We start from the raw sequence: 17,879 nt of genomic DNA on the forward strand, positions 1-17,879 counted from the left end.
GATAGGTTATTGGTTTTGGATATTGAGTGTTCTTTTAATTGTTAATTGCTAAAGGTGTAAATTTAAAATCTGTTCCATTAAAAAGTCCTTTGTCACTTAATTTCAAAGATGGTATAACCAACAAAGCCATAAAGGATAAAGTCATGTAAGGTGCATGTAAAGTACTCCCTAATTGTTTTGCCATTTTATCGAGATCTGCATATTGCTTACCTGTTGTATTTCCATCTTTATCACTCATAATTCCTGCAACCGGAAGAGGAACAATCTTTTCTTCGGAATTCGAAACCGCACAAATACCGCCTTTGTTTTCTATAAGCAAATTAACAGCTTTACAAATAGCTTCATCTGAAACACCAACAGCGATAATATTATGAGAATCGTGACCAACAGACGATGCTATAGCACCCTCTTTTAATCCGAAATTTTTAATAAAAGCAATGGCCGGTTTTTTATTTTTATAACGATTTACAACCGTTATTTTTAAAATATCATTTTTAATATTGGAAACTAAATTTCCATTTAAAATTAATGCCTCTTTAATTAATTCATTGGTAACCAGTTGTCCTTCTAATGCTTCAATAACTCTAATTTTTTTGGTTGAAGATTCAAATCTGAAATCTGAAATTTCTTTTTTATTACAATTGAAATTATTTAGATTCTTAAATGAAACGGGGTTTATTAAAACGTTTTCTTTATCAAACACCAATTCTCCATCTATATAGGTTTGAACGGTTTTGAAATTTATTAAATCTTCAACAACTATAAAATCGGCAAAATCACCAACTTTTAGCAAGCCAACATCTAAATCATAGTGCTTTACAGGGTTTATACAGGCCATTTGCAACACTTTAAACAAATCTATTTCTTTAGCAACAGCTCTGGCACAAAGTTTATTTATATGGCCGACCATTAAATCGTCTGGATGCTTATCATCACTGCAAAACATCATATTTTCAAAATGTTCTGATGCCAAATCTATTAAAGCCTCAAAATTCTTAGCAGCACTGCCTTCCCTAATTAAGATTTTCATGCCTTTTTGCAGCTTTTCTAAAGCTTCTTTATATGTAAAACACTCATGGTCGGTAGCAATACCTGCATTAATGTATTTGGTAATAGCTTGACCTATTAAACCAGGTGCATGCCCATCTACAGGCTTATTATAATGTTTTGCCCAAGCTATTTTTTTCAACACTTCGGCATCATCAAGCAATACGCCGGGGTAATTCATCATTTCTGACAAATACTTAATGTCGGGGTTTTCTAAAAGCTTTTTTATAGCATCGGAATCTATCACCGCTCCTGCTGACTCAAAAGTAGTAGCAGGTACACAGGACGGCGCACCAAAATTGAATTTAAACGGCACTTTTTTACCGTTCTCAATCATAAACTCGACACCTTCAACTCCCAAAACATTAGCTATTTCATGAGGGTCTGAAACCGTCGCAATGGTACCATGCTTCACCGCCAAACGTGCAAATTCACTGGGTACTAACATAGAACTTTCAATATGAATATGAGCATCTACAAAACCTGGAAGAATATAAGTCTCAGTATCGTGCTGCTTTTCTTCTATAGAAAAAATCATTTCGTTTTTAATTGTGATTTCACCTTTAAAAACGCGTTTATTTTGAATATCGACTATTTGTCCGCTAATGGTCATATTTAATTTCAAACTTTAAAATCGATTTACTGTTTTCAGTAACTCGAAATCGATTATCTGCTCTTTTATTTATAACCCAAACAATAGCATCTCCCGAACAAAGCAGCCATGCATTTTCTTTATCTAACAACGAGAATTTTTCATCTTTAAAATATTTACTTAATTTCTTTTTCCCTGTCATTCCTAGTGGATAAAAGGTATCGCCTTTCTCCCATTTTCTAATTATCAAAGGGAACTTTAATAAATCCTTATCTACATAAATAGTCATTTTATGTGTTTCTAAAACTGTGTCAACTTCATCAAGAAACAGTACTCCAAAAGGGGTGTCAACTATTTTATCTGTTTCTGAAATATTAATAGTTTGGCTATCATCCGTATGGATTTTACTCAACAACAAACAATCTCTATCTTTTATTAATCGGTGCGTATGGGTTTTTACATACTTCCCCGACTGTGCATCTAACAACTTAAAAACGTCATGCCATTCTGTAAATCCGAAATCCTTTAATAGCTCATGTAAATAAGCTATGGGATGGCTTAAATTCTTGATTTCTTCAATCTTTAATGCTACTGTGTACTCATCAATTGATTTGATTGCTTTTTGGGATACAATTGAAATTTTATCCTCAATTATAAACTTAGAGTCATTTAAAAACATCTGGGTTTTAGCGAAATTCTGTAAAAAATGAGGATTCATTTCTTTAAGTATAGGTATTACATCATGACGTAATTTGTTCCTCAAATATTTAGTGGAGATGTTACTACTATCTTCTCGCCACTTTAGTTTGTGTTCTTTTACATAATTCTCAATTTCTTCCCTCGAATAAGGTAACAATGGTCTAACAATATTATTATTCACCTCAGGAATACCCAATAAACCATCTAAACCAGTTCCTCTTGATAAATTTATAAAAAATGTTTCAAGATTATCGTCGGCGTGGTGCGCTGTTAAAACATAATCAAATTTAAGCTGCTCTGTAAGCTCTAAAAACCAATGGTATCTTAAGGTTCTTGCTGCCATTTGAATACTAATTTTTTCGTCATTGGCAAAAGCCTCTGTTTCAAAATTTTCAATAAAAACCTCTAACTCTAGGTCTTCTGCAAGTTGCAATACAAAATCTTCATCGGCATCGCTTTCTTTCCCTCTTAAATTAAAGTTACAATGTGCTAATGCAATATTCAAACCCATTTTATGACATAAATGTGTTAAAACCACACTATCAATCCCACCTGAAATAGCGAGAAGTAACTTGCTGGTTTTTAAAAATGAAAGTTTGGAATCTATATGGTTTTCAAAGCTATCAATCATATTTCAAAGTTAAGGTTTATTTTAATCTCGCAAAGAAGCAAAAGCACAAAGTTTGTCTACCTATAAATTAGGTAAGACAAAACTAAAACTGATTTTCATCATCATATATTCTACAGAATTTTGTAAATTTAGAAATACATATTTAATACTGGCGTTATGAGTTCAATAGAAAAACTAAATGAAAAAGCGACCCAGGCTGCTTTTAACAAAAAAGTGGTTTTTGCTTCGCAACAATTACACCCTTACGTTAAGCACAGGCTTTATATTGCTGAGTCTACGGGTATTATTCCTAAAAAAATGTATGCGTCAAACGGGATTATAGATGAAAGTGTCGTTAAGTTTTACGAAAAAGGTTATGATATTGATGTAGATACAAACACCTTAAAACTGAAACTCTTTAAAATTGTTGATGCCGATTTAGAGATGATTTTTAAGAAAGAAGCTTTTCACAAAAACACCATAAGTACGAACTCTATTTTAATTGAAGAATTGGATGCCTTAGAAGAAAACTATACCATTGATGATGGTTTCGATTATATAATGAATGAAGATTTAGACGATATTTCATACCAGCAAAACGGACATAATAAACACTTATTTTTATATGCCGATAGCGATAATTCTATTCTAAACGCTTTTGAAGCAAATACAGACATATCAAGTAAATCTAATGAAGTTATTGGTAATATATATAGCCGTTTGCCCATAAACGTGTCTAATATTATCGATTTATATGTTTTTGGAAAATTAAGTGTTGAAGATATTTCAAAAGTAAAAAACATTGAAGTTAAACGTATTAACCGCATTATTGATACTGTTAAAAAAACCTTCGATACCAATTTAGATTAGTCTTCTAAAACCTGACGCATGGCTTTGGCCTTAACCAAACACTCTTCGTATTCTTTTAACGGGTCGCTTTTCGCTGTAATGGCGCCTCCAACAGAATAAGACACATACTGTTTGGTTTCATTGTATAAAATACTTCTGATAACTACATTAAAATCAAAATCTCCAGTTGGCGTAAAATAACCCACGGCGCCAGAGTAAAGTCCGCGTTTGGTTTCTTCTAACTCCTCAATAATTTTCATTGCTGAAATTTTTGGAGCGCCCGTCATGCTACCCATTGGGAAAGTACTTTTTATTACATCTACGGCATGGGTTCTGGTTTCTATTTTAGATTTTACCGTCGATATCATTTGATGGACTTGATCGAATGTATAAATTTTACATAATTCTTCAACCTCTACACTGCCTTTTATAGCGGTTTTAGATAAATCGTTACGCACTAAATCTACAATCATAATATTTTCACTGCGTTCCTTTTCGTTCTTTAATAAATCATTTTTTAATTTTTGGTCTTTAGACTTATCTAAAGACCGCTTCGCAGTACCCTTTATGGGTTGGGAAATTACTATGTTTCCATCCTTTTTTAAATAACGCTCTGGTGATGCTGATAACAAATATTTATCACGACACTTTAAAAAAGTTGCAAATGGCGGATTTGAAATAGCGTTAAGCTTATTATAGGTTTCTAAAGGATTTATTTGTGTGTTTTCAGCATAAAATTCCTGACAAAAATTAGCTTCATAAATATCGCCTCTATGAATGTGAGCGAGCATGTTGTTTATCTTTTCAAAGTATTCATCTTTATGGATACGAAGTTTTATTTTGATTGAATTGTTCTTTTGTTGATATGTTGATGTATTGATGTGCTTAATAGATTTAAAATCATTTTCTAATTCATCATGCACCAATTTCAAATACTTCATTTCAATTTGATTACCTTTAAAAAAGAATAGTTTTTTAGGTTGAAAAAAGAATAAATCAGAAAATTCCAAACCATCAAAATTATGAGATTTTAAATCTTCAACGGCATTTTTTAAATCGTAGGTCAAATAACCAAAAATCCAATCGTTTACAAGAGTTTGATATTCTTTTAGCTTTTCGAAAGCATCAAGGTAATCGGTTTTAACACTTGTAAAAGCATCAACAGCCAAAACCGCGTCGTAATTGGTGTAGGTTTGCTCATAATTATTAGAATCTAACCAAACAACATCGTCAAACTGTTGCGCCCATTGCAATAATTGTTGTTTAAACAATGTGATGTTTTTAACCGTATGGGTGGAATTTGTTCTCAACTCTAAAATTTAAGTTGTAAAGTTAGTTAGATTCCTTAAAAAATTACAAGTTTTGTATTTTAGTTTAAATTTCACTTAAAATGGTAACATTAGAAAACAAGCTACTTAAAATAGCAGTTAAAAAAGTAGGTGCCGAATTATGCCAAATCACCTCAGTAAAAAATAACACAGAATTTATGTGGGATGCCAACCCAACCGTTTGGGGAAGTTTTGCCCCTAACCTATTCCCTATTATTGGCGCACTAAAAAACGATACCTATATTTTTGAAAAACAGGAATATAAATTACCAAAGCATGGCATAGTTAGAAATAGCAGTGCGGTTATTTTACACGAACAAACACCCAATAGCTTAACCTTCAAACTACCATATAGTGAAGACACCTTAAAATTTTATCCCTTTAAATTTGAGTTTTTCATCTCTTATAAACTCTTTAATAATAGTATTGAAGTGCTTTATACCATAAAAAATGTAGACAATAAAACCATGTATTTTTCGGTTGGTGGGCATCCTGCTTTTAAATGTCCTGTGTTTGAAAATGAACAGTATGAAGATTACTTTTTAGAATTTGAACATGCTGAAAATTCTAAAACCCATCTTATTAATATGGAAAACGGGCTTATTTCTTCTCTATCAATTCCTCTTTTTAATAAATCTAATAACATTCCTTTAACGCATGACTTATTTAATGATGATGCCCTTATTTTTAAAGATTTAAAATCTAAAAAGGTAACGCTAAAAAGTAAACTATACGGTAATATTCTATCTGTTAGTTATAAAGATTTTCCTTATTTAGGTATTTGGGCAAAACCCACAGGCGATTATGTTTGTATAGAACCTTGGCTAGGAATTGCCGATAACGAAGCTACCAACCAAGACTTTAAAACAAAAGAAGGTATTTTAAAACTAGGTGCTGGCAAGAGTTTTAAAGCAAGCTACACTATTGAAATACATAACAGTTTGGTTTAATATTGAATAATAAACGTAACTTTGCCAGCTAAATAGCACACCGTGACTTTCGAAGATTTAAATTTAAACACCCCTATATACAACGCCTTAAACGATTTAGGCTTTACCTCCCCAACACCCATACAAGCCGAGGCTTTTAATGTGGTTTGCTCTGGAGCAGACATGGTGGGTATCGCACAAACAGGTACTGGTAAAACTTTTGCATACATGTTGCCTATTTTAAAACATTTAAAATTTTCAACACAAGAAAACCCACGTGTTTTGGTTTTAGTACCAACGCGCGAACTGGTGGTACAGGTAGTTAGCGATATTGAAAATCTCGCAAAATACATGAATACCCGTGTGTTAGGTGTTTATGGTGGTACCAACATCAATACGCAAAAACAAGCCGTTGCACAAGGTATTGATATTTTGGTAGCAACCCCTGGCAGGTTGTACGATTTGGCTTTAAGCCGTGTATTACAATTAAAATCGATACAAAAATTGGTGATAGATGAAGTAGATGTGATGCTCGATTTAGGGTTTAGACATCAACTTATTAATATTTTCGATTTACTACCCGAGAAACGCCAAAATATCATGTTTTCGGCAACGATGACTGAAGATGTGGATGTGTTAATTAACGATTTCTTTAAAAGTCCAGAACGTGTTTCTATTGCCGTTTCAGGTACACCGCTCGAAAATATTTTACAATCGCGTTACAATGCACCCAATTTTAACACTAAAGTTAATTTACTTAAACACTTATTAAGAGATACCGAAACATTTAATAAGGTGTTAATATTTGTGTCTTATAAAAAAATGGCAGACCGTTTATTTGAAAAATTAGACGAACTATTTCATGATGAATTGTGCGTAATACACTCCAACAAAACACAAAATTACCGTTTGCGAAGTATCGAGCAATTTAGAAACGGCGACAACCGCATATTGGTAGCTACCGATGTGATGGCACGTGGTTTGGATATTGATAACGTAAGCCATGTTATTAATTTTGATACACCAGATTACCCCGAAAACTACATGCACCGTATTGGTAGAACAGGTAGAGCCGAACGCGAAGGAACAGCTATTTTACTATCTACTGAAAACGAACAAGATGCGGTTACCAATATTGAAGGTTTAATGAACATGCGTATTTCTTTAGTGGATTTGCCAGTGGAAGTTGAAATTTCTACCGAACTTATTGAAGAAGAACGTCCTCAAATAAAAGAACATTACAACCCAATAAAACGTGATGAGAATATTGGGGCTGCATTTCATGAAAAATCTGAAAAGAATTCTCAAGAAAACAAAGGAGGCTCGTATAAATTTAAAATTGCTGCTAAATATAAAAAGCCTAAAACACGAGGCGATAAGAATTATAATAAACGGAATAAGAGGTAGTTGGGCTAACGTGTTTGTATGACTTAAGTTATAGCTTTTATTAATAAAATTTTAAATTTAAGCATATAAACAAAAAGAAAGGATTATGGTTATTACTTTCTCGCCTATTTACCATATACTTTGTTCTATGCAGTTTTTTATTCAATATACCATTCTGTCATAAATATAAATCCCTTTTTGTCCGAAACTTAATTCTCTACTAAATTCATATTTTGGGTCAACAAAATCGATTTTTATTTCTCTAATAACCTTTTTTAAAATTCCTTTACATTTTTTATAATCTTTATCAGAAAGTCTTTCCCAAAATCCCATATCAACTTTCATTCTTTTTAGTTTTCCGTTTTTTGAAAAGGTTAAACTATAATCATCATAACAATTTAGCTCTGTAGAGTTTGGAATTAATTCATTAAGTTTTAATTCAAGGTAGTTGTTAATTGTATCTTTAATTGATTTTTTATAATCTCTGATAGGTTTTCCATTTCTCCAACTTTCACTTTCTTTTTGTGTCATAATATACATTTGCATATATCCATCCTTCGAATAGGATTTACCTTTTTCTAATTTGTTAATGAATTCCGAATATTTTTCTTTTAATTGAAAAACTTCATTCAAATTATGTAAAATATCCTTTATTGGTTGTACTTCATTAATTCTATCATTTTGATTCCAAGGACAAGTATAAATTTTAGAAGTAATATTATTCTCGGTTTTGCAATAAAATTCAATATTTCCACAATGTAGCCAATTAAAATTCCAATTTTTTATTAATGTATCTGTTGGAATTTGATATATTTTTTCTTTTAGAATTAATTGTCCGATTTTAGATGATTTTTCTTTTTCTAATTCGACTAATTGAAATACATAATTTGTCGGTTCACCATCATTTCCATAGTCAGTTTTAATTGTTTTACTTTCGGTTATTTCATTAATTAATTCTCCGGAAAATTCAATTCCATTATTACTTTTTAAATCTATGATTTGACCATATTGAACATAACGAAAATGATATTTTATTTTAGAGAATTTAATAGGTTTAAGTCCAAAATAGTATTCATTCAGTTCTTCTTGTGAGTGGTTCTGAAAAGTATAATTTTCATTCAAATCAACTTTTTGTAAACTGTTTTGTCCAATTAAATTAGCATAAATTAAAAGCGATATGATTGTTAGTTTTAAATTCACAGGTTTGTTTGGTCAAATTGAGTAGAACAATTAGATATAAACCATTATCTATATCCAAATTATAATACCTACGAATATAATTAATATATACTTACAAGTATAAATGTGATTTTAAAAGATGCAGTAGTTTTTGGTTTTGGTCATTTGCTTTGTTGATGAATGCTCTAAAAATATTCAAAATACTATATATTCAAAATACTATATATAGCGACATGAAAATACGCTACTTAAATGACAAAAAAAGGAGTTTCAAATTTTAGTTGTTTTTTTGAGTGGATTCCTGCGTAGGAAGGAATAAAAACTCCCTTTTCAAACTAATAAAAAAGGGAGTTATGAATATAAATAGTTATTTATTAATCTGCGATAGCAGCATTTACCAAAAGCCTAAACTTTCCACCAGTATCGTCATTTACTTTTTGAGTTTGTTTTAAAAGAATACCTAGTATACCTTCTTTTGGGTCGGCAAAATATTGGGTATTAAAATAACCGCCCCATTCAAACGTGCCTTCGCTACCACTACCTCCTAAATCGTGTTTTTTTGTATCTACAAGTCCAAATGCCAACCCATGAACCGCAGGAATATCATTTGATATATAAGGTATTTGGTTGGTTAAAATGGTTTCTACGGTGGTTCTGCTTAAAAGCCGAATGCCATTAAGTTCGCCTTGGTTTAAATACATTTGCAAAAAGGCAGCATAGTCTTTTGCGGTACTTGTAAGTCCGGCACCACCAGAGAAAAATTGTTTGGCACCTGTTTTTGGGTAATCGGTGTCATAAAACGTTACGGGGTATTTTACCCATTTATCATTTTCTTTGGTTTGAACAGTAACTAACCGATTGTATTTAGTTTCTGGAAGATAAAATTGCGTATCGTTCATGCCTAAAGGGTCGAAAATTCTAGTTTTTAAAAACACATCAAAAGGCATTCCTGAAACCACTTCAATAAAATATCCCAACACATCCAATCCTTCGCTATACGTAAATTTTTCGCCAGGGTTGTGGTGTAATGGTAAGCTTGCTAACTTTTTGATATTATCGGCAATTTTCACATTTTCCGTAGTAAATAAATCTACAATTCCTGCTTTTGCATATATTTTCCTAAATTGTGCATCGCCGTCTATTTGTCCATAACCAATGCCCGATGTATGTGTAAGCAGGTTTCTTATAGTTATTTGCTTATCGGCAGGTTTGGTGGTGTATGATGAATCTGCTTCATTAAAAGATTCCAACAACTGTGGGGTACCAAATTCTGGAATGTATTTAGAAATGGGCTCGTCTAAACTAAACTTTCCTTCTTCCCAAAGCATCATAACCGCTGTAGAGGTAATGGCTTTAGACTGTGATGCTATTCTAAAAATATAATCTAATTTTAATGATTCTTCCGATTTATTATTTGCCATACCAAAAGCTTTATAGTACACAATTTTACCATGTCGCGCTATCAACGCTACAGCACCTGGTATTTTGTTATCTTGGATAGCATTTGTTAATAATATATCAATGCGGGCAAGTCTGTCTTGAGATATACCTACTGTGGTAGCAGAAACTTCTGGTAGTGTTTTTTGTTGTTGAGCATTACTTTGTGTGAAACAAGCAGTAAACAAAAACGTAGACAACAGAATAAGAAATAACTTTTTCATGGGTTTAGTTGGTTTGTGAATAATTGAATAGCTAATTTACTTTTTTAATGACAAATCAATTTAATAAAACAAAAAAAATCCCTTTTCAAATAAATGAAAAAGTATTATAATATATAAAACAAACTTTATTTAATGAAAGGAAAAATGGTATCGTTAAAGTAATAATTCTATGTTATTTATTCCAATTCAATAATTTCAGAAAGATGCATAAAAGTATCTTGCCAGCGCTCAAAACGAGCATCAAATTTATCAGAAAACACTAGGTATTGGCATCTGCTTATACTTTCTGGCGTTCGAGTTACCTCAGCAAAATGGTTGTTTCTAAATAAAAAATCGGCATCTTCTACAATGAACATTTGCAGTAGATTCAAATTGATTCCGTTCAAATAAAAAATTCTATTTAGGCGTTTTGGAGTTGCTATAACAATATCGGTTCCCAAATAAAGTTCTTCGCGCTGTAATTCCATGTTATGTTCTTCATAAGCACAATACACACGCAAATCGGTTCCTCTTTTATACGTATTGAAAATTTCAGCCAATTTTAATGCTTCTTCTTTATCTTTCACAAAAATTAAAGCACGCGGCGCATCTTCAAAAGCCTCCTTTAATTTATTTATAACACTTATTACAATACTTGTGGTTTTACCTGCGTTTTTTGGCGCAATTACAAACATACTTTTACCTCCTTTTATTTTTGAAAGGATTTCAGTTTGAAGCGGATTAGGCTTAATAATTCCGTTGCGTTGTAAATTATCTTTAAGTGGTTCTATTATTTTTTTAAAAGACATAGTAGTTTTTATGAATATACAAATATAGACTTAAAAACCCTGTTAAAACCAAAAAGAGCGTTCATTTCTGAACGCTCTTTTCTAACTATTAGTCACTATATAATTAAAACTCTAAATCTGCAACTAAATCAAATTCATCGTAAATAGCTTTATCTTTCAACCCGTCAAAAAAACTTGTAGAACCGTAACGTACATCGTATTTTGTTCTATCTACTTTTAATGATGCTGTTGCTTTGTTTCCGTATATTGAAATAACAAAAGTTATTGGATTGGTTTTTCCTTTTATGGTTAAATCGCCAGTAACTGTATATGCATTTTTACCTGAAGCTGCTACTTTTTTAAATACCAAGGTTGATGTAGGGTGATTTTCAACACCAAAGAAATCATCCGATTTTAAATGTCCATCTAATTTTCCTTTCATTCCTCCATCTAAATCGGTAGAACTGATAGTACTCATATCAATTACAAATTCACCACCTGTTAATTTATTATCATCAAACGTTAAAGAGCCCGATTTGATAGCAATACTACCTTCGTGTGAACCTGTTACTTTGTAACCTTTCCAAACTACTTTACTTTTATCTATTTTAATTTCCTTTTTCTCTCCAGCTATTGTTGTGAAAGAAAATGTTGTAAATGCTACTAAAGCTACGATTGCTAAATTTTTAATTGTTTTTTTCATCTTGTTATTGTTTTGTTTTTGTTTATGATCCGTAATAAAATTTTTCTTTAATAATTTTTCCGTTTTTCCATTCTTGAACAGCAACTTGTGTATAAGTTTTTACACCCCAATCTTTGTGGGTATAATCAAAATACCATTCAACCATGGTTGTGTTTTCACCAACAGTAACTTTTAAAGGTTTTGCCCCCCTAAACTCTGTTATAGATGCAAAAAATTCTTCTTCTCTTTTTCTGTTAACTTCTTTTCCTATAAACTCGGGGTTATCATTTTCTTGCATTACTACGTCTTCATGATAAAATTCTTCAAAGGCCTCAAGAGCTTTTCCCTGTAAAATCATATCATTAACCGTACTTATTTTTTCAATTAATGTATTCATAATTTTTATTTTAATACTATGGTACAAATATCTGAAACATATGCATTACAGAAAATGACATAGATTATCAAATGATGTTAATCTAGTTTAACATTTACTGTTCCAAAATTAACTGACTTTTAATTTTACTAAGAAATTCTTTAGTAATACCCAGGTAAGAAGCTATCATATACTGCGGGATACGTTGCTCAATTAAAGGGTATTGCTCTCTAAAATAAAGGTATTGTTCTTTGGCTGAAAGACTAAAGTTTCTAACAATGCGCTTTTGGGAAGCGACAAAGGCTTTTTCTATAATTTGTCTAAAAAAACGTTCTAACTTTGGTATTTCCCTGTACAAATCTTCAATAATATCATAAGAAAACATCACTAATTCTGAGTTTTCTAAACACTGTACATTAAAATCGGCGGGGGTTTGTGTGATGAAACTGCCCATATCAGACGTCCACCAATCTTCAATCGAAAACATAAGGATATGTTCCTGCCCTTCTTTATCTAAATAAAATGTTTTGGTACAACCCTTCAAAACAAAACATTCATATTTACATATATCACCTTGTTGTACAACATATTGTCCTTTTAAATAGGTTCTAACGGAAATTTTAGATTCTAAAAAAGCAATTTCAGTATCAGTTAAACTAATGTAATTATTAATATATTTTAAAAGCGGTTGTATATCCATATTCTAATTAATTCACAGCAATAAGTTCTATATCAAATAAAAGTACAGATCCTGCTGGTATGCTTCCTCTTCTAACATTACCATATGCTAAATGCGCCGGTATTAACAGCATACCAGTTCCTTCTTCTTTAAAATAAGTAATGCCTTCTGTCCAACCACTAATAACTTGTTGCAGATTAAATGAAATTCCTTGGGCATTGCTTTGATCGAACACACTCCCATTTAAAAAATAACCTTTATAAGCTACCGTTACATTAGATGTTGTAGTTGGCTGCTCGCCTGTTCCTGGTTCATCAATTATGTAATATAAACCACTATTGCTTCTTTGAGCTACTAAATTATTATCAGCAATGTAGTCGCTTATTTGTTGTTCATTCAATGTTACATAATCAATTTCTTTATCGTCATTATTACATGAAAAAAGGAAAAATAGGGAAAGAGAAAAGATTAGGAGTTTCATTGTGGCATTTTATTTTGAGTTTAACATGAATCAACAAATATATTTTATTTAGCATAAGCACCTATCATTTTAATAATATATTAACGCCTAACTTACTTTCTTATCTATTATAATAAAGTATTTTTGCCCCATGCAAAAAACACAGACCTTTAAATTTGAATTTGTGGCCTTAATGGCCTCTTTAATGTCTATTGTAGCCCTATCAATTGATGCCCTGTTACCTGCTTTACCAGATATTGGTACCTCATTAAACATTACAAACCCAAACGATAATCAGTTACTAGTTACCATGATTTTTTTAGGTTTGGGTTTTGGGCAACTTTTTTTCGGACCACTATCAGACAGTTTTGGTAGAAAACCTATTGTTTTTTTTGGCTTTGCTGTTTTTATAATTGCCAGCATTATATGTGTTACCACCGAAAGTTTAGAAGTGATGCTTATTGGTAGAGTATTGCAAGGTATCGGTCTTTCGTCTCCAAGAAGTTTAAGTATTTCTATGGTGAGAGATTCTTATAACGGCGATTATATGGCTAAAATAGTATCAATTGTGGTTATGTTTTTCATATTAGTCCCTGTAATTGCACCTACTTTAGGTACTTTTTTTCTTTACTTTTTTAATTGGGAAGCGATTTTTTATTTTAACCTGATCTTTGGAATAATAATTATGTTTTGGTTTTGGAAACGCCAACCCGAAACACTGCCTAAAGAGAAACGCATTAAATTCTCGTCTCATTTATTTACTAATGGCATCAGAGAGTTTTTTAAATACCCCGATGCTATTGCCTACACTTTGGTATCTGGCTTTATAACAGGCTCGTTTATGGTGTATTTAAGCACCTCACAACAAATTTTTGAAAGTCAGTACCATTTAGCAGACATGTTTCCATACATCTTTGCAAGTTTAGCTATCTCTATTGGGTTAGCCACTTATTTAAACAGCACCTTGGTTGTTAAGTTTGGTATGATGCGTATTGGCTTTATGGCAACCATTGCCTACTGTCTTGTTTCTGTTTTGTATGTTATTTTATTTTGGTCTGGAAACAACCCTAGTATTTATATTTTAGTAGGCTTTTTTGCTTTACAATTTTTTGCTGTAGGGTTTTTATTTGGAAATTTAAGAGCTTTAGCCATGCAACCTTTAGGACATATAGCTGGCATTGGGGCTGCTTTAAACGGCTTTATATCTACAGTTATGGCGGTTCCTATTGCTAATTACATTGGTAGCTCTGTTAAAACATCGGTACTTCCCTTATTTATTGGGTTTTCTGTTTTTGGAATTTTGTCTTTACTTGTGTTTCTGTTTCTTAGAAAAAGCCAAAAACGTGTTGTTGGTTTGGCTTAATTGCACTAATACACATAGTTTATAAATTAAATTTGTGTTTTTTAGTATGAATTAGATTTAACTATTTAATGAAATGGTATTGCTACATAGTTTTTTTTGTTTTATTACAACATTGCATTTCATTTTCTTATGTTAAAAAGCACCAATTAAATGGTACTTTTACTTCTTTAACAACTGAAACTTATGAAACTCTAAATGGGAACATAGTTTTAAATTAAAAAACCAATTACCTATTCACAAAAAATGGTCGAGTTAAATTTTCTGAAGCTTTTGATACTAATAATAATCTTATAGAAGTTGCTGAAAAAAAAACTATGGGTTATAAAACGCTCTTACCCTAATAACGAACCTTATTATTGTAAAACACGTTGGAAACCAAACAACCGAGAGTGCATTAGTTGCTATACACAAAAGCACTATAAGAAAAATGAAGCTATCTATCATTACAATCCAAATGGTAGCATTCTACAATTTGTAGATAATTTTACAACGTTCTACCCCACAACTATGATTATAATTAGAACGGTGAACCATCAAAAATAACCAATACGAACAAAGATGGTGTATTGCTAGACACTATACTTATAACCTGTAAATTAAAAGATGCATGGGGAAATTGCATCAATTTAGAAAAACAATCTTCTAAAACGAATACGGTTACGCAGGTCATTTCAAAACCAACCTACCTATAAATAGCGTTCTTTTATAATATTGATATGCCAAATATAATGCCCTAAAACCACAAAAGCAGCAGCCCTAGCAGACATGGCATTTCCATTAGCATTGCCCACAAATTGTAAATCTTCATCATTTAATGAATTAAGCAGTACGATAAAACTTTGACGAACTGCTTTAAACTCTTCTACCAGCGATTCTATACTTTTATTTTTTGCTTGTGAAGGCGATATATAATCGTTTTGTTCAAAACCTGGTAGCGGCGTTTTATCACGTCTTGCCAAACAAAAACAACGGTACTGAAAAACACGTTCAGTATCTATTAAATGCTGAAAAATTTCTTTAACGCTCCACTTTTGCCTCGCATAGGCATAGTTTAATTTTATAACAGGGATGTTTTGAAAGAAATCAATAATATCTTGAGTACTTTCATTAAACCCATTTAGTAACAGCTTGTCTTTGGGAACCAATGCCAAGTAATTACTATAAAACGCATGATATTCGTTGGATTGTACGTCTGAAATTTTCATGATAACTTGTTTTAAATTTTTGCTTGATATGTGTATAAATCGTAATATCTACCCTCTAAAGCAATCAATTCTTGATGGGTACCACGTTCTACAATATTACCAGCCTCTATCACTAAAATTTGGTCTGCTTTTTTAATGGTACTCAAACGGTGTGCAATTACTATAGTGGTTCGGTCCTTTATTAATTCAGATAAACTTTTCTGAATTAGAGCTTCACTTTCGGTATCTAAACTCGAAGTTGCTTCATCTAAGATAATAATTTTTGGGTTAGCAAGGATAGCACGAGCAATAGCTAAACGCTGACGCTGTCCGCCCGATAATTTCACACCTCGTTCACCAATTAAAGTATCTAATCCATCATCAAAACGGTCGGTAAACTCGTTTACATAAGCCGCCTTCACAGCATTTTGTAATTCGCTTTCAGTCGCATTAGGTCGTGGAAATAGTATGTTTTCTCTAATAGTACCCTCAAATAAAAATTCATCTTGCAAAACCACACCTAAATATTGGCGGTACGTACTTAATTTCACTTTCGATAAATCTTGATTATCAATTGTCACCATTCCTGATTTTGGCGTTAAAAAGGTTGCCGATAATCCAGCCATAGTTGATTTTCCAGATCCAGAACTACCCACCAATGCTGTTACAGAGCCTGCTGGAGCTGTAAAATTAATGTTATGTAACACTTCTTTTCCTTCTTCATAGGAAAACGATACATTTTTAAAAGTAATTTCACCTTTTAAATCTTTTAGGTGAATAGTGCGCTGTTTATTATCTTCTTCTGCCGTCATATTCATAAGCTCTTCGGTTCTATCCAAACCTGCTAAAGCTTCGGTAAGTTGGCTACCAATATTGCTCATTTGTACAATAGGCGCAATCATAAAACCAAGAATTAAGGTGAAGAATAGAAAATCGCCCGTAGTCATTTCACCATGAATCATATAATAACCACCCATTCCCATAATACCGGTAGTGGCAACGCCTATTAAAAACGTAGAAGAACTAGTCATAAACGCAGTGGCAGTTAAACTCTTTTTTACATTTTGGTAGAGCTTATCAACGCCCTTTTCAAACACCATTTGCTCTTGTTCTTCAGCATTAAAAGCTTTAATAACACGCACACCTGCCAAAGTTTCAGTTAAGCGCCCCGTAACTTCAGAATTAATTTTCCCTCGAGTTCTAAAAATAGGACGAATGTATTTAAATGCTTTAAGGGCAATATATCCAAATATTGAAAGTGGTACAAACACAAAAAGGGTCATCCAAGGGTTTATTTTTATTAAAATAACGAGAGATACAATAGCCGTAAAACTACCACCCACCAATTGTACCAAACCGGTACCAATTAGGTTTCTTACACCTTCAACGTCGCTCATAATTCGCGATACTAATGCGCCCGATTTTGTATTATCAAAAAAACTAATAGGCAAAGACAGTATCTTTTTTTGAACCTGTGCACGTAGTTCACTAATTAAATACTGTGCCTGTACGCTTAAAACTCTTGTTAATAAAAATGAAGTTACTGCTTGCACCAAAATAGCTGTTAGCACAATAGCTATTAAGGTGTAAAGCTGATAAAAATCTTTATTTGGTATTACCTCGTCTAACAATACTTTACTCTGCCAAGGTAATATTAAACCTGATATGCTTTTAATAACTATCAAAACCAACCCTATAAAAACCAGATTACGCCTTGGCCAAATAATGGTTTTAAAGGCTTGCGCCATAGTTACTTTTGGTTTTGTTTTATCTGAGTTTTTTGAAGGTTTTTTTAGGTGTTGCATTTTGAGAATTCTTGTAATAAAAATGAACGGTAAAATTAACCATTCTAAATGGTGTATTCTACAAATTAGTTTAAATAAAAAAGCTGTCTGAAAAGTGTATTATATTTACTTTGTCAGATTGAGATTACCGAAACCTATATTGATTATCAATAGGTTAAAATGTTTCAATAGGCTCAATATGACACAAAATTACACTTTTCAGACAGCCTTTTAAATGTATTAAAGTTATTACCCTTTAATCGCGTTTTGCCTTTTTAGCAAGTTTTGCTGCTTTTTTTTCCTT

At 32.0% G+C, this 17,879-nt stretch carries 16 protein-coding genes; 4 read left to right on the forward strand and 12 right to left on the reverse strand.

Annotation, left to right across the window (positions count from 1 at the left end):
* Nucleotides 1–34 precede the first annotated feature (34 nt).
* On the reverse strand, nt 35–1,660 hold the full coding sequence (gene ade, locus VP395_RS01045) for an adenine deaminase (protein ID WP_346240421.1): 1,626 nt from the start codon (nt 1,658–1,660) through the stop codon (nt 35–37).
* Complete coding sequence (gene tilS, locus VP395_RS01050) at nt 1,650–2,969, reverse strand: tRNA lysidine(34) synthetase TilS (RefSeq protein ID WP_346239845.1); 1,320 nt, start codon at nt 2,967–2,969, stop codon at nt 1,650–1,652. The genes ade and tilS overlap by 11 nt, the downstream gene beginning before the upstream one ends.
* 156 nt (nt 2,970–3,125) lie before the next feature.
* Here tilS and VP395_RS01055 point away from each other — a divergent pair, with 156 nt between their 5' ends.
* Nucleotides 3,126–3,818, forward strand: a complete 693-nt coding sequence (locus VP395_RS01055; RefSeq protein ID WP_346239846.1) for a hypothetical protein — start codon at nt 3,126–3,128, stop codon at nt 3,816–3,818.
* On the opposite strand, the gene pabB is transcribed toward VP395_RS01055, so the two are convergent.
* Nucleotides 3,815–5,107: an aminodeoxychorismate synthase component I gene (gene pabB / locus VP395_RS01060; RefSeq protein WP_346239847.1), complete on the reverse strand. Its 1,293-nt coding sequence runs from the start codon at nt 5,105–5,107 to the stop codon at nt 3,815–3,817. The genes VP395_RS01055 and pabB overlap by 4 nt on opposite strands.
* An 80-nt stretch (nt 5,108–5,187) precedes the next feature.
* On the opposite strand from pabB, the gene VP395_RS01065 reads away from it, so the two are divergent.
* Nucleotides 5,188–6,075 (forward strand): aldose 1-epimerase family protein, encoded by an 888-nt coding sequence (locus VP395_RS01065; protein WP_346239848.1) that lies wholly within the window; start codon nt 5,188–5,190, stop codon nt 6,073–6,075.
* Between the two features lie 42 nt (nt 6,076–6,117).
* The gene (locus VP395_RS01070) at nt 6,118–7,461 is read left to right on the forward strand and encodes a DEAD/DEAH box helicase (protein ID WP_346239849.1); all 1,344 of its coding nucleotides are present in this window, start codon (nt 6,118–6,120) and stop codon (nt 7,459–7,461) included.
* A 141-nt stretch (nt 7,462–7,602) separates the two neighbouring features.
* Here the strand turns inward: VP395_RS01070 and VP395_RS01075 are convergent, their stop codons facing one another.
* The 7 genes from VP395_RS01075 to VP395_RS01105 all read right to left on the reverse strand — a co-directional run bounded on the left by VP395_RS01075 (nt 7,603) and on the right by VP395_RS01105 (nt 13,265).
* Nucleotides 7,603–8,640, reverse strand: a complete 1,038-nt coding sequence (locus VP395_RS01075; RefSeq protein WP_346239850.1) for a hypothetical protein — start codon at nt 8,638–8,640, stop codon at nt 7,603–7,605.
* A 353-nt stretch (nt 8,641–8,993) separates the two neighbouring features.
* Entirely contained in the window at nt 8,994–10,280 is a 1,287-nt protein-coding gene (locus VP395_RS01080; protein WP_346239851.1) for a serine hydrolase domain-containing protein, read from the reverse strand.
* Nucleotides 10,281–10,456: 176 nt separating this feature from the next.
* Entirely contained in the window at nt 10,457–11,068 is a 612-nt protein-coding gene (locus VP395_RS01085) for a DEAD/DEAH box helicase (RefSeq protein WP_346239852.1), read from the reverse strand.
* Nucleotides 11,069–11,171: 103 nt separating this feature from the next.
* Complete coding sequence (locus VP395_RS01090; protein WP_346239853.1) at nt 11,172–11,750, reverse strand: YceI family protein; 579 nt, start codon at nt 11,748–11,750, stop codon at nt 11,172–11,174.
* Nucleotides 11,751–11,772: 22 nt separating this feature from the next.
* The gene (locus tag VP395_RS01095) at nt 11,773–12,126 is read right to left on the reverse strand and encodes a SnoaL-like domain-containing protein (RefSeq protein ID WP_346239854.1); all 354 of its coding nucleotides are present in this window, start codon (nt 12,124–12,126) and stop codon (nt 11,773–11,775) included.
* Between the two features lie 94 nt (nt 12,127–12,220).
* Nucleotides 12,221–12,805, reverse strand: coding sequence for a Crp/Fnr family transcriptional regulator (locus VP395_RS01100; protein ID WP_346239855.1), 585 nt, complete (start codon nt 12,803–12,805; stop codon nt 12,221–12,223).
* Between the two features lie 7 nt (nt 12,806–12,812).
* Entirely contained in the window at nt 12,813–13,265 is a 453-nt protein-coding gene (locus VP395_RS01105) for an FKBP-type peptidyl-prolyl cis-trans isomerase (RefSeq protein WP_346239856.1), read from the reverse strand.
* A 130-nt stretch (nt 13,266–13,395) separates the two neighbouring features.
* Between VP395_RS01105 and VP395_RS01110 the strand changes: the two genes are divergently transcribed.
* Nucleotides 13,396–14,607, forward strand: coding sequence for a multidrug effflux MFS transporter (locus tag VP395_RS01110; protein WP_346239857.1), 1,212 nt, complete (start codon nt 13,396–13,398; stop codon nt 14,605–14,607).
* A 686-nt stretch (nt 14,608–15,293) separates the two neighbouring features.
* Here VP395_RS01110 and VP395_RS01115 read toward each other — a convergent pair.
* Nucleotides 15,294–15,812, reverse strand: coding sequence for a DinB family protein (locus VP395_RS01115; protein ID WP_346239858.1), 519 nt, complete (start codon nt 15,810–15,812; stop codon nt 15,294–15,296).
* A gap of 11 nt (nt 15,813–15,823) precedes the next feature.
* Complete coding sequence (locus VP395_RS01120; protein WP_346239859.1) at nt 15,824–17,596, reverse strand: ABC transporter ATP-binding protein; 1,773 nt, start codon at nt 17,594–17,596, stop codon at nt 15,824–15,826.
* Nucleotides 17,597–17,879 lie beyond the last annotated feature (283 nt).

The sequence above is a fragment of the Mariniflexile soesokkakense genome, assembly GCF_039650365.1.
Taxonomy (GTDB): Bacteria; Bacteroidota; Bacteroidia; order Flavobacteriales; family Flavobacteriaceae; genus Mariniflexile; species Mariniflexile soesokkakense.

Bases quoted from the DNA above. Each gene is read 5' to 3' on its own strand.
- VP395_RS01085 (WP_346239852.1), bottom strand. From the start codon at position 11,068: ATGTCTTTTAAAAAAATAATAGAACCACTTAAAGATAATTTACAACGC.
- VP395_RS01120 (WP_346239859.1), bottom strand. From the start codon at position 17,596: ATGCAACACCTAAAAAAACCTTCAAAAAACTCAGATAAAACAAAACCA.
- tilS (WP_346239845.1), bottom strand. From the start codon at position 2,969: ATGATTGATAGCTTTGAAAACCATATAGATTCCAAACTTTCATTTTTA.
- VP395_RS01095 (WP_346239854.1), bottom strand. From the start codon at position 12,126: ATGAATACATTAATTGAAAAAATAAGTACGGTTAATGATATGATTTTA.
- VP395_RS01105 (WP_346239856.1), bottom strand. From the start codon at position 13,265: ATGAAACTCCTAATCTTTTCTCTTTCCCTATTTTTCCTTTTTTCATGT.
- VP395_RS01110 (WP_346239857.1), top strand. From the start codon at position 13,396: ATGCAAAAAACACAGACCTTTAAATTTGAATTTGTGGCCTTAATGGCC.
- VP395_RS01055 (WP_346239846.1), top strand. From the start codon at position 3,126: ATGAGTTCAATAGAAAAACTAAATGAAAAAGCGACCCAGGCTGCTTTT.
- VP395_RS01090 (WP_346239853.1), bottom strand. From the start codon at position 11,750: ATGAAAAAAACAATTAAAAATTTAGCAATCGTAGCTTTAGTAGCATTT.
- VP395_RS01080 (WP_346239851.1), bottom strand. From the start codon at position 10,280: ATGAAAAAGTTATTTCTTATTCTGTTGTCTACGTTTTTGTTTACTGCT.
- VP395_RS01115 (WP_346239858.1), bottom strand. From the start codon at position 15,812: ATGAAAATTTCAGACGTACAATCCAACGAATATCATGCGTTTTATAGT.
- ade (WP_346240421.1), bottom strand. From the start codon at position 1,660: ATGACCATTAGCGGACAAATAGTCGATATTCAAAATAAACGCGTTTTT.
- VP395_RS01100 (WP_346239855.1), bottom strand. From the start codon at position 12,805: ATGGATATACAACCGCTTTTAAAATATATTAATAATTACATTAGTTTA.
- VP395_RS01065 (WP_346239848.1), top strand. From the start codon at position 5,188: ATGGTAACATTAGAAAACAAGCTACTTAAAATAGCAGTTAAAAAAGTA.